We start from the raw sequence: 21,869 nt of genomic DNA on the forward strand, positions 1-21,869 counted from the left end.
CAACCAGTGGCAAATGGAATGGTGAGTGCCATGTTCGATCCCGTGTTGCTGCGCAGCTTTGTCGCCGTGGTGGATTGCGGCAATTTCACCCGCGCCGCCGAGCGCCTGCACTTGACCCAGTCCACCGTCAGCCAGCAGATCCGCCGCCTGGAGGACGCGGTGGCGTGTCAGTTGCTGGACCGTGACCAGCGTCGCGTGGTTGCCACGGCCGAGGGCGAGCGGTTGCTGGCCTATGCGCGGCGCATCCTCGCGCTGCATGAAGAGGCCGCCGACGTATTGATCAACCAGCAAAGCGACGGCGTGTTGCGCCTCGGCGTGCCGGAAGACTTTGCCGCCGAGCGCCTGATGCCACTGCTTTCGTCTTTTGTGCTGGCTTATCCGCGGGTGCGCCTGGAGGTCACCAGCGGCCTGGGGCCGGCGCTGCTGCGCCAGTATCGCGGCGGCGAATTCGATGTGTTGCTGGTCAAGCAGATGGGCGACAGTGATGACTGCCTGGCCTCCTGGCCGGAGCCGTTGTGCTGGGTCGACAGCCGCAGCACACCGTCCCTGGGGCGCGACCCGTTGCCGTTGGTGGCATTCCCGGTGGGCGGCCTGTACCGCAATGAAATGCTGCAGCACCTGGAAGTCGGTGGCTGGCGCTGGCGCATCGGCTACTCCAGCGCGAGCCTGGCCAGTGTGTGTTCAGCGGTGGCGGCAGGACTGGGCATCAGTTTGCTGCCTCGCCGAGTGGTGCAGGCCGGGCATGTCGTGCTGGGCCCGGACAGCGGTTTGCCCAGGGTGCAAGGCGTGCGGTTGGCCTTGTATGGCCGCAGCGGCCTGGGCGCGGCGGGGCAGACCTTGCAGCGCCAATTGCTCGATTTGTGCGCAAACAGCGCCGTCTGAGCCATGCCTTTGCTGAATATTTTGTATGCCTGAAAGGCATTGAAAAAAGCCGTCTTGCCGCCAGGCCGCGCAGTACGGGGCTTTGGCGTTTCTGGATGTTTCATTTATTCAATTTAGATCTATGTATAACTTTAAAGATTACTTTAAGAGATAAGCGTCTGGCCCCGATGATTCAGCCCTCGACGGCCTCCCATGCAGGCCTGTCGGTTTTTTTGTTTCAAAACCGTAGGGAGTGAATCAATGGGCAATGTCCAGACCGCCGCCAGTGCACACGAGGCGCAATGGCGCCAGGCACCGAGTGGTGAGTTGGTCGACCTTGGCCGGCCGCACCGCGCGCCGTTGGGGCAGCTGCGAACGCAGAAAACTCCAAAGCGTTTTTCTAGCCGTCGCGAAGGGATCCTGCTCGGTTTGCTGGTGCTGGCCTTGCACGGTGCGGTCATCTACTGGGTGAGCCAGAAGCCGACCCCGGTGTTGCCGATCGTGCCGCCGGAAATCCCGCCGATGACCATCGAATTTTCCCAGCCGGCGCCGCCGGTGGTGGAACCGCCACCGCCCGTGCCGCCGCCACCACCGCCGCCTGTGGTCGAGCCACCGCCGCCGGTCGTGGATGAGTTGGCCGCCAAGCCAGCGCCGCCCAAGCCGATTCCAAAACCCAAGCCGAAGCCCGTGCCAAAGCCTGAGCCCAAGCCCGCACCGAAGCCGGTCGAGCAACCGCCTGCGCCACCGACACCCGCGCCGCCTGCGCCGCCAGCACCACCGGCCCCGGCCCCGGTCACGCCCGCATCGGCCAACGCTGCGTACCTGAAGAACCCGGCGCCGGAGTACCCGTCACTGGCCCAGCGTCGCGGTTGGGAAGGCACGGTGCTGTTGCGGGTACATGTCTTGGCCAGTGGCAAGCCGGGCGAGATCCAGATCCAGAAAAGCAGCGGTCGCCAGCAACTCGATGACGCCGCACTGACCGCCGTGAAGCGTTGGAGCTTCGTGCCGGCCAAGCAGGGCGATGTAGCCCAGGACGGCTGGGTCAGCGTACCGATCGATTTCAAGATTCACTAACTATTCGGCTGCGGTGTGTTGCACACGCCGCGACCTGCACAGAGGGAAAACATCATGGCATTAGCATCTCCACTTGAATCCATCGAAAGCGCGGTGATCTGGCTGCTGGTGGTCTTTTCGGTCGCCACCTGGGGCCTGGCCCTGCTCAAGGGCGTGCAGTTCGGTCGCCTGAAGGCACAGGATCGCAAGTTCCATAAACAGTTCTGGGCGGCGTCGAGTCTCGACTCTGCCGCTGAACTGGCGGAAACCCAACCCGGCGCTGCAGCTCGCGTGGCCCAGGCCGGTTACGCCGCGATCCAGGTGGGTGAAACCCCGCACGCCGCTGACCTGAGCCAGGCGATCAACCACCAGGACCGCCTCGAACGTGCCCTGCGCCAGCAGATCGTGCGTGAGCGCCGCTCCCTGGAAACCGGCCTGGCCGTGGTCGCCAGTATCGGCAGCACATCGCCGTTTATCGGCCTGTTCGGCACCGTATGGGGCATCATGGAAGCGCTCAAGGGCATCAGCGCCGCCGGCTCCGCCAGCCTCGAAACCGTGGCCGGCCCGATCGGTGCAGCCCTGGTCGCCACTGGCGTAGGTATCGCCGTCGCAGTCCCGGCGGTGCTGGTCTACAACTATTTCCTGCGTCGCCTGAAGCTGACGGCTGCGGACCTGGACGACTTTGCCCACGACTTCTACAGCCTGGCGCAGAAGAACTCGTTCCGCGTGCTGTTGCACCCCGCCCTGACCAAAGGCGCGGCCGGCAACCCGCAGAAAGTGAAGGAGGCGTCCTGAAATGGCTTTCTCCACCCAAGACAGCGATGAGGTGCTGAGCGAGATCAACGTCACGCCGCTGGTGGACGTGATGCTGGTGCTGCTGGTGGTGTTTATCGTCACTGCGCCGCTTTTGACCAACGCGATCCCGATCAACCTGCCCAAGACCGAGGCCGTGGCCCCGGTGGAGCAGAAGGACCCGCTGGTGGTGAGCATCGACGGTGCCGGCAAACTGTTCATCAACAAGGACGAAATCCAGCCGGACTTGCTGGAATTCAACCTGCAGGCGGCCAAGGCCAAGGATCCCGATGTGCGGGTGCAACTGCAGGCTGACGATGGAGTGAATTACGGCGAAGTGGCGCGAGCCATGGCGTCTATCGAGCGCGCGGGCATCACCAAGTTGTCGGTGATTACCGCACGTTAGTTGCAAATGCCTCGACAATTTTTTGGCCGTCTCCTTGGCAGGGTGCGGCCTTTTTTTTTGCCTGCGATTTCTGCCGCTTACCGGTCCCTGTAGGAGCTGGCTTGCCAGCGATAGCGGTCTTCCAGTGGCCTATGGATTGGCTGATACATCGCTATCGCCGGCAAGCCGGCTCCTACAGTTTGGGGATGATGTTTTGGTTATTAATAAATAGCTTCTTATTCCTTAACGAATATAACACCCGTCCCTATACTGTTCAGCAACGTTAAACGCTGCAGGAGGGCACACCCATGCACAGCGAGTCGATTCGTTATCTGATCGTGCCGGGCTGGCAAGGATCGCCAGAAGATCATTGGCAAAGTCATTGGCAGAACAGCCTGCCCAACAGCGCGCGGGTGGAGCAGGCCGACTGGCTTACCCCACGCCGCGAAGACTGGGTCGCCGCGCTGGCCGAGGCCATCGCGGCCGACAGCACGCCGGTCATTCTCATTGCCCATAGCCTGGGCTGCATCACGGTGGCTCATTGGGCGGCCACCGCACCGGTGCAGTTCCTGCGCCAGGTGCGCGGCGCTTTATTGGTGGCCCCGGCCGACGTCGAACGTCCCGCTTGCGCGCCGGCCCTGCGTAATTTCGCCCCCATTCCAACCGACCTGCTGCCGTTTCCGAGCCAGGTGGTCAGTTCCGACAACGACAGTGCCGTCAGTGCCCCTCGGGCCCTGGAGCTGGCCCGCAACTGGGGGGCCGAAGCCGGCATTCTGTCCGGTGCTGGCCATATCAATGTGAAGTCCGGCCACCAGCGTTGGGAGCAGGGTTTCGCCTACCTCTATCGCCTGCAAAGCCGCCTCGAGCACCACGCCCGACGCACCGCCTGAATATTTTTCAACGCCCCGTCCCTGAGTGGATTTGGGGCGGGAGCCTGCCATGAGTCTGCATGAAACCTACGGCCAGCCACTGCTGACCTTCCCCGACGCGGAAAAAAGCCCGCTGAGCATCCGCGCCAAGGCGCTGGTATTTGTCGATCCCCGTTCGCGGCAACTGCGCGAAGACCTGGAAAGCCTCGCGCCCCGCGCCTTGCCCGTGTTGATTCGTGGCGAGACCGGTAGCGGCAAGGAGTTGCTGGCCCGGCATATTCACCGTGGCAGCGACCGCACCGGCCTGTTTGTCTCGGTCAATTGCGGCGCCATCAGCCCGACCTATGCCGATGCCGAACTGTTCGGTTATGCCGCCGGCGCTCACAGTGGTGCTGCCAGCAGCCGCGCCGGTTGGTTCGGTTCGGCCAATGGCGGCACGTTATATCTGGACGAGATCGGCGACTTGCCGCTGCCGATCCAGGTGAAACTGCTCGCCGCCCTGGAAAACCACGAAGTCACCCGCGTCGGCGCCCACCAGCCCAGCCCGGTGGATGTTCGCCTGGTGGCGGCCACCAGCATCGACCTGGCCCAGGCCGTGGCTGCGGGCAAGTTCCATGAGCGCCTGTTCCATTACCTCAGCGAAGGCCAACTGGACTTGCCCGCGTTGCGCGAGCGTGTCGGTGACATCCTGTCCCTGGCCGAGTACTTCCTCGGTATCTACAGCCAGCGCCTGGACCTGCCAGTACCGCTGATCAGCGATGCCGCCCAGCGCGTGCTGGAAACCCACAGCTGGCCGGGCAATACCCGCGAACTGGAAAACGTCATTCACTTTGCGTTGCTGGTCAGCAGCGGCGACGAGATCTTGCCCGAGCATTTGAACCTGCCGTCGGCAGGTTCGCCGCTTGAGCAGGTGCAGCGGATTTTCCAAAGTGCCAGCCCGGCCGAGCAGGAAATCCTGCGTAAATTCCTGAGCGAACAAAATGGAATATCAACGTGAATAAAAGATATTGTTCGGGAATAAAAAATCTAGGTATTGTCCATCCCACGCCGCGATAGCACTTCGCTGGCACACCTCATAAAAAACGGTCGTCAGAGACGCCCCGGAATTTCGATAAGGACACTGCATGAAAAAGGTTCTGTTGTTTACCGCACTGGCGGCTGCCCTGACTGCAAGCTTCGCCCAGGCCAACGAGAAACTGGTGGTGGCCGCCACCCCGATCCCGCACGCCGAGATCCTCGAACGGGTCAAGCCAACCCTCGCCAAAGAAGGCGTGGACCTGGAAATCAAAGTCTTCACCGACTACGTTCAACCCAACACACAGGTTGCCGAGAAGCGCCTGGATGCCAACTACTTCCAGACCCTGCCGTACCTGGAAAACTTCAACAAGGGCAAGGGCACCAACCTGGTCACCGTAGTCGGTGTGCACGTTGAACCCTTCGGCGGTTACTCGAAAAAGATCAAGAACATCTCCGAGCTCAAAGATGGCGCCACCGTGGCCATTCCAAACGAAGGCTCCAACAGCGGCCGCGCCCTGTTGCTGCTCCAGAAAGCCGGTGTGATCACCCTGAAAGACCCGACCAACGCCCTGGCCACGCCAAAAGACATCGCCAGCAACCCGAAGAACCTGAAGTTCAAGGAGCTGGAATCGGCCTTGCTGCCACGCGTGCTGGACCAGGTTGACCTGGACCTGATCAACACCAACTACGCCCTGGAAGCTGGCCTCAACCCAGCCAAGGACGCACTGATCATCGAAAGCGCCGACTCGCCCTACGTGAACTTCCTGGTGGCTCGCCCGGACAACAAGGACAGCGACGCTATCCAGAAACTGTCCAAGGCCCTGACCAGCCCGGAAGTCAAAGCCTTCATCGAGGAGAAGTACAACGGTGCGGTAGTGCCTGCGTTCTGATGTAGACAAAACCCCCTTCAAGGTTTGAACGCCGACGGCTACTACAGCGTCGGCGTTTTTTATTCGCGTCAGGTACATCTGTAGGAGCCGGCTTGCCGGCGATAACGAAGTGCCAGTCGACACATTCGTCACTGAACCACCGCGATCGCCGGCAAGCCGGCTCCTACAAGGGGTATGCGGCGCGGCTATTGATCGCCCGGCGCAACGCCACCAACCATTTCACCAGCTCCTGCGGATCAATCGGTTTCCCTTCGTTCATGGTTCAATCCCTCGAATCTCAGACCCCCCAACCATAGCCGCCACCCGCCAAACCCGCGAATCCGGGGGTTATCTTTTTGGGTGATATCAATATGCTATTTGGGTATTTAAATTTTGCTTTTTATACCTTTAAAGTTCGCGCTACCCGGCGTTACCCACGCCGGATCGGAACGCGCTCGCTGCATTACCCTTGCGGCGTCATGGACTCAAGATGACCTTCGATTTCGCTTTTATCCTCAGCACCCTGCCGGCGTTTTTAAAGGCCGTGGGGGTGACGCTGCAAGTGGGCCTGATCGCCATTGCCACCTCCTTGCTGGTGGCGCTGATCAACGCAGCCTTGCTGGTGTTTCGCACACCGTACCTGTCGCGCCTGGTGGCGCTGTATGTGGAACTGGCGCGTAACACGCCGCTGCTGATCCAACTGTTCTTCGTGTACTTCGCGCTGCCGGCCCTGGGTTTCAATATCTCCGGGTTCTGGGCGGCGATCATCACCATGACCTTCCTCGGCGGCGCCTACCTCACCGAAGTGCTGCGTGCCGGCGTGGAAGCGGTGCCACTGGCGCAGATCGAGTCGGGCAAGTCCATCGGCCTGTCCGACTGGCAACTGCTGCGTCATGTGATCCTGCCCCAGGCCGGCATCCTCAGTTTGCCGGCGCTGTTCGCCAACTTCATCTTCCTGCTCAAGGAGACCACCGTCGTCTCCGCCGTGGCGGTGCCAGAGATTCTCTACACCACCAAGAGCTACATCGCCCTCTACTACAAGACCTACGAAATGCTCGCCGTGCTGACGCTGATTTGCGTGCTGCTGTTCCTGCCACTGTCGCTGCTGCTCAGCCGCCTGGAAAGGAGGCTCCAACATGGCCAGTTCGGGTCTTGAGTTGTTGTGGGTGTCGTTGCCGCAACTGGGCAAGGGCGCTGCGCAAACCCTGTCGATTTCTTTTTTGAGCATCGCCTTCAGCACCGTCGGCGGCGTGTTGTATGGCGTGCTGCGTACCTTGAACAACACGCTGATCAACGGTGTGTTGCGGGTGTACCTGGAGTTGTTCCGCGCGATCCCGGTGCTGGTGTGGTTGTACCTGCTGTTTTTCGGCCTGCCGATTTTCTTCGGCTTGAGCATCCCGAGCTTTTGGTGCGCGGTGCTGGTGCTGTCGTTGTGGGGCGCCAGTGAGGTCGGCGAAGTGGTGCGCGGCGCGTTGCATTCGCTGCCCCGTGGCCAGCGTGAAGCGGGGTTGTCGATTGGGCTCTCCGATCCACAGCTGTACGGCTACGTATTGCTGCCACAGGCCCTCAAACGCATGACGCCGCCGACTATCAACGTCTACACGCGCATCATCAAGACCAGCTCCCTGGCGGTGCTGATCGGTGTGGTGGACGTGATCAAGGTCGGCCAGCAAATCATCGAGCGCACCTACGAGTCTGTGTTGATCTACGGCGCGCTGTTCCTGTTTTTCTTTTTTATCTGCTACCCGTTGTCGGCCGCCTCCAAGGTGCTGGAACGGCGCTGGGCCCAAGCATGAGCGCATTGATCGAGTTCCAGGGTTTCAACAAATTCTTCGGCGACCAGCAGGTGCTCAAGGGCATCGACCTGAGCGTGCAAAGCGGTGAAGTGGTGGTGATCCTCGGCCCCAGCGGCTGCGGCAAAAGCACCTTGCTGCGTTGCCTCAATGGGCTGGAAGTCGCGCACAGCGGCAGCCTGCGTTTCGCCGGCAAAGAGCTGTTGGACAAAAACACCGACTGGCGTCAGGTGCGCCAGGACGTGGGTATGGTGTTCCAGAGCTACCACCTATTCCCGCACATGAGCGTGCTCGACAACATTCTGCTGGGCCCCTTGAAAGTACAAAAGCGCGACCCCCGTGAAGCCCGCGAGCAGGCAGAAAAACTGCTCGACCGCGTGGGGCTCGCCGACAAGCGCGACGCCTTCCCGCGTCAATTGTCCGGTGGCCAGCAGCAACGCATCGCCATTGTCCGTTCACTGTGCATGAACCCTCAGGTCATGCTGTTTGACGAAGTCACCGCCGCCCTCGACCCGGAGATGGTCAAGGAGGTGCTGGAGGTGATCCAGGGTTTGGCCCGCGATGGCATGACCCTGCTGATCGTCACCCATGAAATGGCCTTCGCTCGCGCCGTCGCCGACCGCGTGGTGTTCATGGAGGCCGGTCGCATCCTTGAACACAACACCCCCGAAGAATTCTTTACGAACCCGCAAACCGCACGCGCGCAGCAGTTCCTGGAGAAGTTCTCCTTTGTTTCAACACTGCCCAAAAAGACCAAGGAACTGGAGCTGATATGAAAACTGCCAAGTTATTACTGCCACTGCTCGCCGTCGCATTGCTCGCCGGCTGCGACAAGAAGGCTGAAGAGCCTGCAAAACCAGCGGCTGCCGCTGTGAGCTACATCGACAAGATCAAGGCGCGGGACAAGCTGATTGTCGGCGTGTTTACCGACAAGCCGCCGTTCGGCTTCGTCAACGAAGCCGGTCGCTACGTCGGCTTCGATACCGACATCGGCCGCCAATTCGCCAAGGACCTGCTGGGCGATGAGAACAAGGTTGAGTTTGTCGCCGTCGAGCCGGCCAGCCGTATTCCATTCCTGCAAAGCGACAAGGTCGACTTGATCCTCGCCAACATGACCGTGACGCCGGAGCGCAAGGAAGCGGTGGACTTCACCAACCCCAACCTGAAAGTCGCGGTACAGGCCCTGGTGCCAAAGGACAGCGCGGTGAAAAGCCTGGATGACCTGGCTACCCGTACCACCATCGTGACCACCGGCACCACGGCCGATATCTGGCTGACCAAGAACCACCCGGACTGGAAACTGCTCAAGTTCGAGAAAAACTCCGAGTCGTTGCAGGCGCTGTCGGCCGGTCGTGGCGATGCCTACGCCCAGGACAATCTGGTGCTGTTCAGCTGGGCCAAGCAGAACCCGGGCTACCGCGTGCTGGAAGAAAAACTCGGCGACGAAGCGCCGATTGCGCCGGCAGTGAAGAAAGGCAACATCGAACTGCGCGACTGGGTGAACGCCGAGTTGGCGAAGTTGGGTGAGGAGAAGTTTTTGCTCAAGCTATACGACCAATATGTGCGTAAAGAACTGAGCGATGACACCAAGCCTGAAAGCGTGATTGTCGAAGGCGGCAAGTGGCAGGGTTGATCCCTTGCTCTTGCGGTGACTGATCTACCGCTTTCGCGAGCAAGCCCGCTCCCACATTTGACCGAGTTCCACCTTTGGAATGCGGGCGAATGTGTGTGTGGGCTTGCTCGCGAAGAGGCCCGCCCAGCCACCACTTACTCCGGCCAATGCCAGGCCGGCGCATCCAGAATCCCCTGCCCGACGATTTGGGTTTCCCCCAGCACCTTCTCCAACACAATCGAATTGCACCCCTCGTCCTGCTGCAACGCCGCGATCAAGCGGCTGGCATGCGACACCACCCATACCTGGCACTGCCGGGACGCCTGGATGATCAAGCGCGCCAACGCTGGCAGCAGGTCCGGATGCAGGCTGGTCTCCGGTTCGTTCAGCACCATCATGGTCGGTGGCCGAGGCGTGAGCAGTGCCGCGATCAGCAGCAGGTAACGCAAGGTGCCATCCGACAACTCCGCCGCCGACAGCGGCCGCAGCAAGCCTTCCTGATAAAACTCAATCGCAAAGCGTCCGCCCTGCAGCGGCTCGATATTCAAGCGTGCGCCGGGAAACGCATCGCTGACCGCCCGCTGCAACGCTTGCGGGTCGCCAATCTCCCGAATCGTCTGCAACGCTGCCGCCAGGTCGCGCCCATCGTGGTGCAACACTGGCGTGCGTGTGCCCAATTGGGGTTGGCGCACGGGCGCGTCCACGTCACTGCGAAAGTGGTCGTAAAAGCGCCAGCCACGAATGCTTTCGCGCAGCAGCAACACTTCCGGCGAGCCGCGCAGGCTGCCGACCTGGTCGAACAGGCTGTGGTAGTTGGGCGTGTGCTGGGCCAATACATCCCAGTTCCGACCGTCGCGGGCACGCACCATCGGCCCCGAGCGCTGCACCAGCAGGCTGGCCGGACGGTAGACATGCCCGGCCCAGATGCATTCCTTCTTCACTTCCGGGTCCAGCGAGAAATAGGACAGCGTCTTTTCCGGCAGCCCGAGGGAGATGGCGTAGCTGAAATCTTCAGCGGCAAACCCCAGGCGCAGGCGCCGGACGCCTTGGCGCACGATGGGCTCCACCGGCACCTCACCGTTGCGCATGCGCCGGCTGATGGTCTCCGGCCCGGCCCAGAAGGTCGAGTCCAGCCCGCCCTCGCGGGCGAGGGCATTGATCACCCCTCCCTGGGCAGTTTCCGCCAGCAGGCGCAGGGCGCGGTACAAGTTGGACTTGCCGCTGCCGTTGGGGCCGGTAACCAGGTTCAGCCGGTCCAGCGGCACCACCAATTTGTTGATCGAGCGGTAATTGGCCACCGCGAGGGTCTTGAGCATGGGCATTCTGTCGGCTTGGGAACCATTGGAGTATGGGAGCCTCCATGCAGATAAGGAACCCTGAACTAAGCTCACAGTCGCATACACACTGGCACGTCGGCATCGCGCAAAAGGAGCCTGCATGGGCGGTCGCATATCAATATTTGTACTCAGCCTTGGCCTGATGGCCCTGCTGAGCGGCTGTGGCGAGAAAAAGGCTGAGCCCAAGGCGCATTCGCGGGTGTTCGTGCAGACTGTGCAGTCGGCGGATTTTGCCGCGGCGGTGACCCTCACGGGTGATATCCAGGCCCGGGTGCAGACCGATCTGTCTTTTCGCGTCGGCGGCAAAATCATCCAGCGCATGGTGGACGTGGGCGACCGCGTGACCGCCAAGCAAGTACTGGCCAAGCTCGACCCCAAGGATCTGCAGACCAATGTGGATTCCGCCCAGGCCCAGGTCGTGGCCGAGCAGGCACGGGTCAAGCAGACCGCCGCCGCCTTCGTGCGCCAGGAAAAACTCTTGCCCAAGGGCTACACCAGCCGCAGCGAATACGATTCCGCCCAGGCCGCGCTGCGCAGCAGCCAAAGCGCCCTGGCCGCGGCCCAGGCCCAGTTGGCCAACGCGCGCGAGCAACTGGGCTACACCTCGCTGGTGGCCGACGCGCCGGGTGTGATTACCGCCCGCCAGGCCGAAGTCGGTCAGGTGGTGCAGGCCACCGTGCCGATTTTCAGCCTGGCCCGCGATGGCGAGCGCGATGCGGTATTCAATGTCTATGAATCGCTGCTGGTGGAGCCGCCGCCGGACGCGCCGATCACTGTCAGCCTGCTGGATAACCCGAGCATCAAGGTCCAGGGCAACGTGCGCGAAGTCACGCCTGCCGTGGCCGCCAACACCGGCACGGTGCAGGTCAAGATCGCCCTGCAGACCCTGCCCAAAGGCATGGAACTGGGCTCCGTCGTGAGTGCCACCGCCAATGGTCCGGCCAAAGCCAGTATCGAGCTGCCTTGGGCGGCGTTGACCAAAGACCTCAGCGAACCGGCGGTATGGCTGATCGACGGCGACGGCAAGGCGCAGTTGCACAAGGTCACTGTGGCGCGTTACCTCACCGGCAAAGTGATTATCGGCGACGGCCTCAAGGGCGGCGAAAAAGTCGTGGTAGCCGGCGGGCAATTGCTGCACCCCGGCATGCTGGTCGAGATCGCCCAGCAAGGAGCGCAGCCATGAAGTACCTGACAGGGATACTCGCCGCCAGCCTGTTGCTGGTGGCCTGCTCCAAGGAAGAACCGCCGCTCGAGCCTGTGCGCCCGGTGCTGTCCATGGAAGTGACGTCCGAGGACCAGGAAAACCTGGGCCGCTTCGCCGGCACCATCCAGGCCCGCTACGAAAGCAACCTGGGCTTCCGCGTTCCCGGCCGCATTGCCCGCCGTGCCGTGGACGTGGGCGCCGAGGTGGAGCAGGGTGCCTTGCTGGCCGTCCTCGACCCCACCGACCAACAGAACCAGTTGCGCTCGGCACAGGGCGATCTGGCCCGCGTGCAGGCGCAATACATCAATGCCCAGGCCAACGCCCGTCGTCAGCAGGAGTTGTTCAATCGTGGCGTCGGCGCCCAGGCCCAGCTGGATATCGCCCAGACCGACCTGAAGACTACCCAGGCGTCCCTCGACCAGACCCAGGCCTCGGTCAATCAAGCCAAGGACCAACTCAACTACGCCGAACTGCGCACCGACCACGCGGGCATCGTCACCGCCTGGAATGCCGAGGCCGGCCAGGTGGTCAGCGCCGGCCAGCAAGTGGTGACCCTGGCCCGTCCGGACATCAAGGAAGCGGTGATCGATCTGCCGGCCGGCCTTGCCGAGCGTCTGCCGCCGGATGTGGTGTTCCTGGTCGCCGGCCAACTCGATCCCAGCGTGCACACCACCGCCATCGTGCGCGAGATCGAACCCCAGGCCCAAAGCGCCACGCGCACCCGGCGCGCGCGCCTGACCCTGGCCGAAACACCGCCCGCGTTCCGCCTGGGCACAGCGATCAGCGTGACCCTGAGCACCGCCATCGCGCCGCGCATCGAAGTGCCCCTGAGCGCCTTGCAGGAGGTCGACGGTAAGACCCGCATCTGGTTGCTCGACACCCAAAGCCAGACCGTGCAACCGCGCGACATCAGCCTGATCAGCCGTGATGCCAACAGCGCCTTGCTCAACGGCGGCGTCAAACCCGGCGAGCGTATCGTCACCGCCGGCGTGAACAGCCTGAAGCCTGGGCAAAAAGTCAAAATCGACGAGGACAGCCCGCGATGAAAGGGAGCTTCAACTTATCCGACTGGGCCCTCAAGCATCAGTCCTTCGTCTGGTACCTGATGTTCGTCGCGCTGCTGATGGGCGTGTTCTCCTACATGAACCTGGGCCGCGAGGAAGACCCTTCGTTTACCATCAAGACCATGGTGATCCAGACCCGCTGGCCGGGTGCGACCCAGGAAGAAACCCTCAAGCAGGTCACCGACCGCATCGAGAAAAAACTCGAAGAGCTGGACGCCCTCGACTACGTGAAAAGCTACACGCGGCCGGGTGAGTCCACGGTGTTCGTGTTCCTCAAGGACACCACCAGCGCCAAGGCCATCCCGGAGATCTGGTACCAGGTCCGCAAGAAGATCGACGACATTCGCGGCACCTTCCCCCAGGGTTTGCAGGGGCCGTCGTTCAACGACGAGTTCGGTGACGTGTTCGGCTCGGTCTACGCCTTTACCGGCGACGGCCTGTCGATGCGCCAGTTGCGCGATTACGTGGAGCAGGTGCGCGCCGAGATCCGCTCGGTACCGGGGCTGGGCAAGGTCGAGATGATCGGCCAGCAGGACGAAGTGATTTATCTGAACTTCTCCACGCGCAAACTGGCTGCCCTGGGGATTGACCAGCGCCAGGTCGTGCAGAGCCTGCAATCGCAGAACGCGGTGACGCCGGCCGGGGTGATCGAGGCGGGCCCGGAGCGGATTTCCGTGCGCACGTCGGGGCAGTTCGCCTCGGAAAAGGACCTGGCCAACGTCAACCTGCGGCTCAACGACCGCTTCTATCGCCTGGCGGACATTGCCGACATTAGTCGAGGCTATGTCGACCCGGCGCGGCCGATGTTCCGCTTCAACGGCAAGCCGGCGATCGGCCTGGCGATTGCCATGCAGAAGGGCGGCAATATCCAGTCGTTCGGCAAGGCCCTGCACACGCGAATGGACGAACTGACCGCCGACCTGCCGGTGGGCGTCGGCGTGCACAAGGTGTCCGACCAGGCTGAAGTGGTGGAGGAGGCCGTCGGCGGCTTTACCAGTGCACTGTTCGAAGCGGTGATCATCGTGCTGGTGGTGAGCTTTATCAGCCTCGGCATGCGTGCCGGGCTGGTGGTGGCGTGCTCGATTCCCTTGGTGCTGGCGCTGGTGTTCGTGTTCATGGAATACAGCGGCATCACCATGCAGCGGGTGTCGCTGGGCGCGTTGATCATCGCCCTCGGCCTGTTGGTGGACGACGCGATGATCACCGTCGAGATGATGATCACGCGCCTGGAAAAAGGCGAGACCAAGGAACAGGCGGCGACCTACGCCTACACCTCCACGGCGTTCCCGATGCTGACCGGTACGCTGGTGACCGTGGCGGGCTTTGTGCCGATTGGCCTCAACGCCAGCTCGGCGGGCGAATACACCTTCACCCTGTTCGCGGTGATTGCCGTGGCGATGCTGGTGTCGTGGGTGGTGGCAGTGCTGTTTGCGCCGGTGATCGGCGTGCATATCCTCAGCGCCAATGTGAAAGCCCACAATGCCGAGCCGGGGCGCATTGGTCGCGCCTTCAATGGCGGCATGCTGTGGGCCATGCGCAACCGCTGGTGGGCGATCGGCATCACCGTGGCGCTGTTTGTGGCATCGGTGTTTTCCATGCAGTTTGTGCAGAACCAGTTCTTTCCCTCCTCGGACCGTCCGGAAATCCTGGTCGACCTGAACCTGCCGCAAAACGCATCGATCAACGAGACGCGCAAGGCCGTCGACCGCCTGGAAGCGATCATCAAGGACGACCCGGATATTGCGCGCTGGAGTACTTACATCGGCCAGGGTGCGATCCGTTTCTACCTGCCCCTCGACCAGCAATTGGAAAACCCCTACTACGCGCAGTTGGTCATCGTGAGCAAGGGCCTGGAGGAACGCGGCGAGCTGATTGCCCGCCTGCAGAAGCGCCTGCGCGATGATTTCGTGGGCATCGGCAGCTTCGTGCAGCCGCTGGAAATGGGCCCACCGGTGGGGCGGCCGATCCAGTACCGCGTCTCTGGCAAAGACACCGACCAGGTGCGCAAGCACGCCATCGAACTGGCGACCTTGCTGGACAAGAACACCCACCTGGGCGAGATCATCTACGACTGGAACGAGCCGGGCAAAGTGCTGCGCATCGACATCGCCCAGGACAAGGCGCGGCAACTGGGGCTGTCGTCGGAAGACGTGGCGCAGTTGATGAACAGCGTGGTCAGTGGCGCCTCGGTGACCCAGGTGCACGACGATATCTACCTGATCAGCGTGGTCGGCCGCGCCGAAGACGCCGAGCGCGGCACGCCGGAAACCTTGCAGAACCTGCAGATCGTCACGCCCAACGGCACCTCGATTCCACTGCTGGCCTTCGCCACCGTGCGTTATGAGCTGGAACAGCCGCTGGTGTGGCGTCGCGACCGCAAGCCGACCATCACCATCAAGGCGGCGGTGCGTGATGAGATGCAACCGACGGACCTGGTGAAGCAACTCAAGCCAGAGATCGACACGTTCAGCGCCGGCCTGCCGGTGGGCTACAAGGTCGCCACCGGCGGCACCGTGGAAGAAAGCGGCAAGGCCCAGGGCCCGATTGCCAGCGTGGTACCGCTGATGCTGTTCCTGATGGCGACGTTCCTGATGATCCAGCTGCACAGCGTGCAGAAGATGTTCCTGGTGGCGAGTGTCGCGCCCCTGGGGCTGATTGGCGTGGTATTGGCGCTGATCCCCACGGGCACGCCCATGGGCTTCGTGGCGATCCTCGGGATTCTGGCGTTGATCGGCATCATCATCCGTAACTCGGTGATCCTGGTGACGCAGATTCATGAATACGAAGTCGCCGGCTACACGCCGTGGGATGCGGTGGTGGAAGCCACCGAGCATCGACGCCGGCCGATCCTGCTGACGGCGGCCGCTGCGAGCCTGGGCATGATCCCCATTGCACGGGAAGTGTTCTGGGGGCCGATGGCCTACGCGATGATCGGCGGGATCATCATCGCGACATTGCTGACGTTGCTGTTTTTGCCGGCGCTGTATGTGGCCTGGTACAAGATCCGCGAGCCGAAAAAAGAACAGGCTTGATAGGGCTGCGGTGCTTGTGAAATGGCTATCGCCGGCTTGCCGGCGATGAGGCCGGTGCAGGCGCCGAATATCTAGCGTTTACGCCATACACTGGCCAGCCACGGTTGCTGCTCCCGAGGCAGCCCAGCAGGCCGGTAGTAATGCTCCAACTCCACAAACCCCGCCGTCGTCAGCAGCGTTTGCCACGCTTGCAGGTCGTGATAAGACCCATACCGTGGCCCATTCCAGCCTTCCTGGTTCTCGCCTCGAGGATTGGAACTGAACAGCACGCCCCCTGGCTTCAACGCTCCATGCAGTTGCCTGAGCACACGCGGCAGTTCCTGCTTGGGGATATGAAACAGCACCGCGTTGGCGAAGATCCCATCGAAGCGCTCGGCGGGCAGCTCCAGCTTGAGGAAGTCCTGCTGCAACACTTCGCAGCCGCTGTCTTCCCGCGCCATTTGCGCAAACCGCTCCGAGCCATCGAGCCCGACGGCGATATGCCCCATGCGCGTAAAGGTCTGCAAATCACGGCCCGGTCCGCAGCCGAAGTCCAGCACGGTAAACGGCGCCGTGCCCTGGATATGCCGCAGCAGCGCGTCGATGTTCTGGCTCACATCGTGGTCGCGCGTGCCTTCACGGAAGTCCTCGGCCACCTTGTTGTAGTGGCCGAGGGTGGTGGACGTGATCTGGTCGAGGTCGTCGGGCTTGAGGGTCATGGTGGGCAATACCGGGCGCTGAGATGGCCCGACTATACCTCACCTCTTGTTCAGCACTCGGGCCAGGCGATCACCACCGAGTTGAATCACGGCCACCAGAATCACCAGCAGCAGGATCACGGTCAGCATGATCTGCGTATCGAAACGTTGGTAGCCGTAGCGGTAGGCGATATCACCCAGGCCGCCCGCGCCAATCGCGCCCGCCATGGCTGACGAGTTGATCATGGTCACCAGGGTGATGGTGAACCCGCCGACGATTCCCGGCAGCGCTTCCGGCAACAGCACGTGCCAGATGATGTGCCAGCGACGGCAGCCCATGGCTTGTGCGGCCTCGATCAAACCGTGGTCGACCTCACGCAGGCTCACCTCGGCGATCCGCGCAAAAAACGGCGTGGCGGCGATGGTCAGCGGTACCACCGCAGCCCAGACGCCATAGGTGGTGCCGACGATCAGCCGGGTGAACGGGATCAGCGCCACCATCAGGATCAGGAACGGAATCGAGCGGAACAGATTGACGAACGCCCCCAGCACGCGGTTCAACGCCGGCGCCTGGTAGATGCCGCCTTTGTCGCTGGTGACCAAAAACACCGCCAGCGGGATGCCCACCAGCAGCGCAATCAACGATGACACGCCGACCATCAACAAGGTGTCGATGGCGCCCTGCACTAAACGATCAAACCACATAGCCCAGCACCTCCACCTGTTGTGCCCACTGCCCGGCGCGTTTGCGCAGTTCTTCGGCGCCGTGGGTCGAGCCACTTACCGCCAGCAGCAATTGCCCCAAGGCATGCCCCTGGATGCGCTCCACGCCGCCTTGCAGCAAGCGTACGCGCCCGCCAAGCGCACCGAACAAGGCGGCCAGGTCCGGTTCGTCGGTGTCGCTGCCGGTGAACTGCAAGCGCAGTACGACCGCCGCGTCCGCCGACGTTGGTGTGGGTTGCAAACGGTTTTGCAGTTCATCCGGCAGCCCGTGTTGCAGCGGCGCCAGCAGGGTCTTGCTGACCTCATGTTGCGGGTTGCCGAACACTTGCCATACCGGGCCTTGCTCGACGATACGGCCGTGCTCCAGCACCACCACGCGGTCGCAGATTTCGCGAATCACCGCCATTTCATGGGTGATCAGCACGATGGTCAGGCCCAGGCGCTGGTTGATCTCGCGCAGCAGGCCGAGGATCGACTGGGTGGTCTCCGGGTCGAGGGCCGAGGTGGCCTCGTCGCACAGCAGAATCTGCGGGTCGTGCACCAACGAACGGGCGATGCCCACGCGCTGTTTCTGCCCGCCGGAGAGCTGCGCGGGGTAAGCCTTGTGCTTGTCCTGCAGGCCCACCAGCTCCAGCAGCTCGCGGACTTTTTGTTCACGCTGGGGCTTGGGCACGCCGGCGACTTTCAGCGGCAACTCGACGTTCTGCCACACGGTCTTGGCCGACATCAGGTTGAAGTGCTGGAAGATCATGCCGATGCGCCGGCGCAGCGCCACCAGGCGGTCTTCATCGAACGCGCCGATGTCCACCTGGTCGATCAGCACGCGTCCGCTGCTGGGTTGTTCCAGGCGGTTGATGGTGCGGATCAGCGACGATTTGCCGGCGCCGCTGCGGCCGATGATGCCGAACACTTCACCGCGCTGGATCGCCAGGTCGATGCCCTGTAGTGCATGCACGGTGCCGTCGTAGGTCTTGCCCAGGTTGATAAAGCGCACATGGGCACGGTTGAGGTCCGGATGCAGTTCAGTCTGCTCGGCGTCCCTGGGCGTAGAACCCAGGTCGCGCAGTTGGGTGTTGGCGGCGGTCATTTTTTATCTTCCCAGCCCACCTGGTACAGCTTGCCCAGGGATTTATCCAACGCAGCGCGCACCACTGGCGAATGCTGGTAGATATCGACGAACTTGATTACGCGCGGGTCGGTCTTGCTCTTGGGCTGGATCACAAACTGGATCACGTATTCCGGGTGGTCGAGGCCGTCGAACAGCAGCGCCGACTCGGCATCGAAGGTCTTGGACAGGCGGATATACGCCGGGTAGCCCTGCACCAGGTCGGCATCGTCATAGGCGCGCACCAGTTGCACGGCCTCGACTTGCAGGATCTTGATCTTCTTCGGGTTGCTGACGATGTCTTCTTCGGTAGCCTTGTAGCCCACGCCCGGCTTGAGGGTGATCAAGCCCGCCTTGGCCAGCAGTTGCAGGCCGCGACCGCTGTTGATCGGGTCGTTGGCAATCGCCACGCTGGCGCCCTGGGGCAGGTCGTTGATGCTCTTGTACTTCTTCGAATACAGGCCGACGTTGTTGATGATGCCCGGCGCGTACGGCACCAGGTCAAAGCCGGCGGCGGCCTTGGCGTTTTCCAGGAACGGGATGTGCTGGAAGTAGTTCACGTCAATGTCGCCGGCAGCCAGGCTGACGTTGGGCGCGATCCAGTCGGTGAACTCCACCAGCTCGACCTTCAAACCTTGTTTGCCGGCTTCGGCAACGGCGGCTTCGAGGGGAATGGCGAAGGCGGCGGTGGTGCCGATCTTCAAGGGTGCATCGGCGGCGAACACGGCCGAGCTGAACAGTCCGAAAGCCAGGGCCAGTGCTTTGACTGGGTGGGTGAGGAGCGTCTTTTTCATAATGGTTTTCCAGTCATAAGGTGTCGTTGTTAATAACGCGATCAACTGTGGGAGCTGGCTTGCCGGCGATAGCGGTCTGTCTGATCTACCGCCATCGCCGGCAAGCCGGCTCCTACAGGGGTCAGTGTCGGTAGTGGGATCCGGTGTGTTGTTCGGGCAGGCGAGCCGTGCCGTGAAAGACTTTTTCCCTCAGCGTGCCGGTCTCATAGGCGGTCTTGTACGAGCCACGGCGCTGCAACTCCGGCACCACCAGGTCGATGAAGTCCACGTAGCTTTCCGGGGTGACGATGCGCGTGAGGTTGAAGCCGTCCAGGCCGGTTTCGCTGATCCAGGATTCAAGTTCGCCGGCGACCTGTTCGGGCGAGCCGACCAGGGTGATATAGCGGCCGCCGAGGGCGTGCTGCTCCAGTAACTTGCGCCGGGTCCAGTCGTTGTTCTGCAGGTTCTTGGTGGCCGACTGGATCGCGTTGCTCTTCACGTACTGGATGGGCTCGTCCAGATCGTACTGGGCGAAATCGATGGCGGTGGACGCCGAGAAATGCGCCACGCCGGCTTCCGGGCTGGCGTAGCTCAGGTATTCGGCGTGCTTGGCCCAGGCGAGTTCTTCGGTGGTGCCCACGATCACGTTGAGGCCCATGAACACCTTGATGTCATCCGGATTGCGCCCGGCCTCGACTGCGCTGGCGCGCACCTTATCCACCTGGACCTTGGTCGCGGCCTTGTTCTGGCCGCTGATGAAGACGCACTCGGCATGGCGCCCGGCGAACAGCAGGCCGCGGTCCGAACTGCCGGCCTGGAACAGTACCGGTGTGCGTTGCGGCGAAGGTTCGCAAAGGTGGTAACCCTCCACCTGGTAGAACTCGCCGTGGTGCTCGACCTTGTGCACCTTGCCCGGCTGCGCATACACCCGCGCCTGCGGATCGTTGAGCACCGCGCCGTCTTCCCAGCTGCCTTCCCAGAGTTTGTAGAGCACCTCCAAGTACTCATCGGCCTGGTCGTAACGGCGATCATGCTCGACCTGCTCGGTGAGGCCCATGGCCTTGGCGGCGCTGTCGAGGTAGCCGGTGACGATATTCCAGCCCACTCGGCCACGGCTCAGGTGGTCCAGCGTGGACATGCGCCGGGCGAACAGATAAGGCGGCTCGTAGGTGAGGTTGGCAGTGAGGCCGAAGCCGAGGTTTTGGGTGACGACCGCCATGGCCGAGACCAGCAGCAACGGGTCGTTCACCGGCAGTTGGATCGACTCCTTGAGCGGCACGTCGATCGAGTTCTGGTAGATGTCGTAGACGCCGACGATGTCGGCGATGAACAAACCGTCGAACAGCCCGCGCTCCAGCGTCTTGGCCAGCTCGGTCCAGTACTCAATGGTCTTGTATTGGGTGGACGTGTCCCGTGGGTGAGTCCACAGGCCATGGTTGATATGCCCGATGCAGTTCATGTTGAAGGCATTGAGCAGGATTTTTTTCTTTGCCATTCAGATGGTCCCCCGCAGTGGCGGGTTTTCATCGTTGAGGTAGTAATTGCCCACCGCGTGGTACTTCCAGCGCACCGGGTCGTGCAGGGTGTGCACGCGAGCGTTGCGCCAGTGGCGGTCGAGGCCGTGCTCGGCCAGGGTTGCCTGGCTGCCGGCGAGTTCGAACAAGGTGCTGCCGGCGGCCAGGGAGATTTCGGTGCTCAAGGCGCGCGCTTCGGCGACGGCGATCGAGGCGGCCGCCACCGTCTCGGCATTGCTGTCGGCCTGGGCGCGGTCGAGGAATTCACCCGAGCGTTCCAGCAGCGCTTCGGCGGCGTGCAGGCGGATGCTCAGGTGGCCGAAGCTTTTCAGGGTGAGTGGGTCTTCGGTGGCTTTGTCGTTGCCGGCGTCGATCCACGGGCGGGTCTTGGTGCGTACAAAGTGCAACGCATCTTCAAAGGCGGCGCGGGCGATACCGGTGTCGATGGCGGCGTGAAGAATCTGCGCCAGGGGGCCGACCGTGGTCGGGCGCTCGAAGGCACTCTGGAACGGGATCACATCCTGCGCCGCGACCCACACGTTGTCGAACACCACCGACCCGCTGCCGGTGGTGCGCTGGCCGAAGCCGCTCCAGTCGTCGATCACGCTCAGGCCTTCGCTGTCGCGGGGCACAAAGGCGAGTTGCTGCACGCCGTATTCATCCACCACCGAGGTGGGGATACGCTGGGCGTAGATCGCGCCGGTGGAGTAGAACTTGCGGCCGCTGATACGAAAGCCATCACCATCGCGAGTGATTTTGGTGACGCGGTCATGCGCGGTTTTCGTGCCCAATTCCGCCAGGGCGTTGCCGAAACGCTGGCCGGCCAATACTTCTGCGTACAGGCGTTGTTGTTGCGCCGGGCTGCCGTTCACACGCAGCACTTCCAAGGCATAGAAATGGTTCTGCGGGATCTGGCCCAGGGAAGCATCCGCCTGGGCTATCAGGGCGATGACCTTGGCCAGGGTGACGTTGGAAACCCCCGCGCCGCCGAATTCCCTGGGTACGCTGATGCCCCACAGGCCGGAGCGCGAGAACACGTCCAGTTCGGGCAAGGGCAGGCGGCGCTCGCGGTCGCGCTGGGCGCTGTCGCGGCGAAAGTCTTCAGCCAGGTCGCTGGCCACAATAAGGGCTTGTTCGTCGCTGGTGATGACCGCGACGGGGTGAGAGAAAGTCATGATGTTCTCCAGAT

At 62.4% G+C, this 21,869-nt stretch carries 21 protein-coding genes; 14 read left to right on the top strand and 7 right to left on the bottom strand.

The window, feature by feature from the left end; all coding sequences use genetic code 11:
* The first annotated feature begins 30 nt into the window (after positions 1 to 30).
* From BM70_RS0107905 to BM70_RS0107960, 11 genes are all read left to right on the top strand, one after another.
* Positions 31 to 882 carry a LysR family transcriptional regulator gene (locus BM70_RS0107905; protein ID WP_025855502.1) on the top strand — a complete coding sequence of 284 codons (852 nt, stop codon included), beginning with the start codon at positions 31 to 33 and terminating at the stop codon, positions 880 to 882.
* Positions 883 to 1,122: 240 nt separating this feature from the next.
* A complete protein-coding gene (locus tag BM70_RS0107910; protein WP_025855503.1) occupies positions 1,123 to 1,935 on the top strand; it encodes an energy transducer TonB in 813 nt (270 codons plus the stop codon).
* Between the two features lie 51 nt (positions 1,936 to 1,986).
* The gene (locus BM70_RS0107915; protein ID WP_025855504.1) at positions 1,987 to 2,709 is read left to right on the top strand and encodes a MotA/TolQ/ExbB proton channel family protein; all 723 of its coding nucleotides are present in this window, start codon (positions 1,987 to 1,989) and stop codon (positions 2,707 to 2,709) included.
* A 1-nt stretch (position 2,710) separates the two neighbouring features.
* Positions 2,711 to 3,112, top strand: coding sequence for a biopolymer transporter ExbD (locus BM70_RS0107920; protein WP_010565408.1), 402 nt, complete (start codon positions 2,711 to 2,713; stop codon positions 3,110 to 3,112).
* Positions 3,113 to 3,399: 287 nt separating this feature from the next.
* On the top strand, positions 3,400 to 3,981 hold the full coding sequence (locus BM70_RS0107925) for an alpha/beta hydrolase (RefSeq protein ID WP_025855505.1): 582 nt from the start codon (positions 3,400 to 3,402) through the stop codon (positions 3,979 to 3,981).
* Positions 3,982 to 4,030: 49 nt separating this feature from the next.
* Positions 4,031 to 4,957, top strand: coding sequence for a sigma 54-interacting transcriptional regulator (locus tag BM70_RS0107930; RefSeq protein ID WP_025855506.1), 927 nt, complete (start codon positions 4,031 to 4,033; stop codon positions 4,955 to 4,957).
* Positions 4,958 to 5,084: 127 nt separating this feature from the next.
* Positions 5,085 to 5,867: a MetQ/NlpA family ABC transporter substrate-binding protein gene (locus BM70_RS0107935; RefSeq protein ID WP_025855507.1), complete on the top strand. Its 783-nt coding sequence runs from the start codon at positions 5,085 to 5,087 to the stop codon at positions 5,865 to 5,867.
* Between the two features lie 469 nt (positions 5,868 to 6,336).
* Positions 6,337 to 7,002 (top strand): amino acid ABC transporter permease, encoded by a 666-nt coding sequence (locus BM70_RS0107945; RefSeq protein WP_003187615.1) that lies wholly within the window; start codon positions 6,337 to 6,339, stop codon positions 7,000 to 7,002.
* A complete protein-coding gene (locus tag BM70_RS0107950; protein WP_025855508.1) occupies positions 6,983 to 7,642 on the top strand; it encodes an amino acid ABC transporter permease in 660 nt (219 codons plus the stop codon). Before BM70_RS0107945 ends, BM70_RS0107950 begins: the two co-directional genes overlap by 20 nt.
* Positions 7,639 to 8,415: an amino acid ABC transporter ATP-binding protein gene (locus BM70_RS0107955; RefSeq protein WP_025855509.1), complete on the top strand. Its 777-nt coding sequence runs from the start codon at positions 7,639 to 7,641 to the stop codon at positions 8,413 to 8,415. Before BM70_RS0107950 ends, BM70_RS0107955 begins: the two co-directional genes overlap by 4 nt.
* Positions 8,412 to 9,272 carry a transporter substrate-binding domain-containing protein gene (locus BM70_RS0107960; RefSeq protein ID WP_025855510.1) on the top strand — a complete coding sequence of 287 codons (861 nt, stop codon included), beginning with the start codon at positions 8,412 to 8,414 and terminating at the stop codon, positions 9,270 to 9,272. Before BM70_RS0107955 ends, BM70_RS0107960 begins: the two co-directional genes overlap by 4 nt.
* A gap of 134 nt (positions 9,273 to 9,406) precedes the next feature.
* Here the strand turns inward: BM70_RS0107960 and BM70_RS0107965 are convergent, their stop codons facing one another.
* The gene (locus BM70_RS0107965; RefSeq protein WP_025855511.1) at positions 9,407 to 10,567 is read right to left on the bottom strand and encodes an AAA family ATPase; all 1,161 of its coding nucleotides are present in this window, start codon (positions 10,565 to 10,567) and stop codon (positions 9,407 to 9,409) included.
* A 121-nt stretch (positions 10,568 to 10,688) separates the two neighbouring features.
* Between BM70_RS0107965 and BM70_RS0107970 the strand changes: the two genes are divergently transcribed.
* Genes BM70_RS0107970 through BM70_RS0107980 form a run of 3 tightly spaced genes read left to right on the top strand, consistent with a single transcriptional unit; the run spans position 10,689 to position 15,888 of the window.
* Positions 10,689 to 11,771: an efflux RND transporter periplasmic adaptor subunit gene (locus BM70_RS0107970; RefSeq protein ID WP_025855513.1), complete on the top strand. Its 1,083-nt coding sequence runs from the start codon at positions 10,689 to 10,691 to the stop codon at positions 11,769 to 11,771.
* The gene (locus tag BM70_RS0107975) at positions 11,768 to 12,838 is read left to right on the top strand and encodes an efflux RND transporter periplasmic adaptor subunit (RefSeq protein WP_025855514.1); all 1,071 of its coding nucleotides are present in this window, start codon (positions 11,768 to 11,770) and stop codon (positions 12,836 to 12,838) included. Before BM70_RS0107970 ends, BM70_RS0107975 begins: the two co-directional genes overlap by 4 nt.
* On the top strand, positions 12,835 to 15,888 hold the full coding sequence (locus BM70_RS0107980; RefSeq protein WP_025855515.1) for an efflux RND transporter permease subunit: 3,054 nt from the start codon (positions 12,835 to 12,837) through the stop codon (positions 15,886 to 15,888). The genes BM70_RS0107975 and BM70_RS0107980 overlap by 4 nt, the downstream gene beginning before the upstream one ends.
* 71 nt (positions 15,889 to 15,959) lie before the next feature.
* Here the strand turns inward: BM70_RS0107980 and BM70_RS0107985 are convergent, their stop codons facing one another.
* From BM70_RS0107985 to BM70_RS0108010, 6 genes are all read right to left on the bottom strand, one after another.
* Positions 15,960 to 16,586, bottom strand: coding sequence for a bifunctional 2-polyprenyl-6-hydroxyphenol methylase/3-demethylubiquinol 3-O-methyltransferase UbiG (locus tag BM70_RS0107985; protein ID WP_025855516.1), 627 nt, complete (start codon positions 16,584 to 16,586; stop codon positions 15,960 to 15,962).
* Positions 16,587 to 16,625: 39 nt separating this feature from the next.
* Complete coding sequence (locus BM70_RS0107990) at positions 16,626 to 17,270, bottom strand: methionine ABC transporter permease (RefSeq protein ID WP_025855517.1); 645 nt, start codon at positions 17,268 to 17,270, stop codon at positions 16,626 to 16,628.
* Positions 17,260 to 18,375, bottom strand: a complete 1,116-nt coding sequence (locus tag BM70_RS0107995; protein WP_025855518.1) for a methionine ABC transporter ATP-binding protein — start codon at positions 18,373 to 18,375, stop codon at positions 17,260 to 17,262. Before BM70_RS0107995 ends, BM70_RS0107990 begins: the two co-directional genes overlap by 11 nt.
* Positions 18,372 to 19,187: a MetQ/NlpA family ABC transporter substrate-binding protein gene (locus BM70_RS0108000; RefSeq protein ID WP_025855519.1), complete on the bottom strand. Its 816-nt coding sequence runs from the start codon at positions 19,185 to 19,187 to the stop codon at positions 18,372 to 18,374. Before BM70_RS0108000 ends, BM70_RS0107995 begins: the two co-directional genes overlap by 4 nt.
* A 121-nt stretch (positions 19,188 to 19,308) precedes the next feature.
* A complete protein-coding gene (locus BM70_RS0108005; RefSeq protein WP_025855520.1) occupies positions 19,309 to 20,661 on the bottom strand; it encodes an LLM class flavin-dependent oxidoreductase in 1,353 nt (450 codons plus the stop codon).
* Positions 20,662 to 21,855: an SfnB family sulfur acquisition oxidoreductase gene (locus BM70_RS0108010; protein WP_025855521.1), complete on the bottom strand. Its 1,194-nt coding sequence runs from the start codon at positions 21,853 to 21,855 to the stop codon at positions 20,662 to 20,664.
* Positions 21,856 to 21,869 lie beyond the last annotated feature (14 nt).

Source organism: Pseudomonas sp. CHM02 (assembly GCF_000612585.1).
GTDB lineage: Bacteria > Pseudomonadota > Gammaproteobacteria > Pseudomonadales > Pseudomonadaceae > Aquipseudomonas.

Bases quoted from the DNA above. Each gene is read 5' to 3' on its own strand.
- BM70_RS0107905 (WP_025855502.1), top strand. From the start codon at position 31: ATGTTCGATCCCGTGTTGCTGCGCAGCTTTGTCGCCGTGGTGGATTGC.
- BM70_RS0107910 (WP_025855503.1), top strand. From the start codon at position 1,123: ATGGGCAATGTCCAGACCGCCGCCAGTGCACACGAGGCGCAATGGCGC.
- BM70_RS0107920 (WP_010565408.1), top strand. From the start codon at position 2,711: ATGGCTTTCTCCACCCAAGACAGCGATGAGGTGCTGAGCGAGATCAAC.
- BM70_RS0107925 (WP_025855505.1), top strand. From the start codon at position 3,400: ATGCACAGCGAGTCGATTCGTTATCTGATCGTGCCGGGCTGGCAAGGA.
- BM70_RS0107930 (WP_025855506.1), top strand. From the start codon at position 4,031: ATGAGTCTGCATGAAACCTACGGCCAGCCACTGCTGACCTTCCCCGAC.
- BM70_RS0107935 (WP_025855507.1), top strand. From the start codon at position 5,085: ATGAAAAAGGTTCTGTTGTTTACCGCACTGGCGGCTGCCCTGACTGCA.
- BM70_RS0107945 (WP_003187615.1), top strand. From the start codon at position 6,337: ATGACCTTCGATTTCGCTTTTATCCTCAGCACCCTGCCGGCGTTTTTA.
- BM70_RS0107950 (WP_025855508.1), top strand. From the start codon at position 6,983: ATGGCCAGTTCGGGTCTTGAGTTGTTGTGGGTGTCGTTGCCGCAACTG.
- BM70_RS0107955 (WP_025855509.1), top strand. From the start codon at position 7,639: ATGAGCGCATTGATCGAGTTCCAGGGTTTCAACAAATTCTTCGGCGAC.
- BM70_RS0107960 (WP_025855510.1), top strand. From the start codon at position 8,412: ATGAAAACTGCCAAGTTATTACTGCCACTGCTCGCCGTCGCATTGCTC.
- BM70_RS0107965 (WP_025855511.1), bottom strand. From the start codon at position 10,567: ATGCTCAAGACCCTCGCGGTGGCCAATTACCGCTCGATCAACAAATTG.
- BM70_RS0107970 (WP_025855513.1), top strand. From the start codon at position 10,689: ATGGGCGGTCGCATATCAATATTTGTACTCAGCCTTGGCCTGATGGCC.
- BM70_RS0107975 (WP_025855514.1), top strand. From the start codon at position 11,768: ATGAAGTACCTGACAGGGATACTCGCCGCCAGCCTGTTGCTGGTGGCC.
- BM70_RS0107980 (WP_025855515.1), top strand. From the start codon at position 12,835: ATGAAAGGGAGCTTCAACTTATCCGACTGGGCCCTCAAGCATCAGTCC.
- BM70_RS0107985 (WP_025855516.1), bottom strand. From the start codon at position 16,586: ATGACCCTCAAGCCCGACGACCTCGACCAGATCACGTCCACCACCCTC.
- BM70_RS0107990 (WP_025855517.1), bottom strand. From the start codon at position 17,270: ATGTGGTTTGATCGTTTAGTGCAGGGCGCCATCGACACCTTGTTGATG.
- BM70_RS0107995 (WP_025855518.1), bottom strand. From the start codon at position 18,375: ATGACCGCCGCCAACACCCAACTGCGCGACCTGGGTTCTACGCCCAGG.
- BM70_RS0108000 (WP_025855519.1), bottom strand. From the start codon at position 19,187: ATGAAAAAGACGCTCCTCACCCACCCAGTCAAAGCACTGGCCCTGGCT.
- BM70_RS0108005 (WP_025855520.1), bottom strand. From the start codon at position 20,661: ATGGCAAAGAAAAAAATCCTGCTCAATGCCTTCAACATGAACTGCATC.
- BM70_RS0108010 (WP_025855521.1), bottom strand. From the start codon at position 21,855: ATGACTTTCTCTCACCCCGTCGCGGTCATCACCAGCGACGAACAAGCC.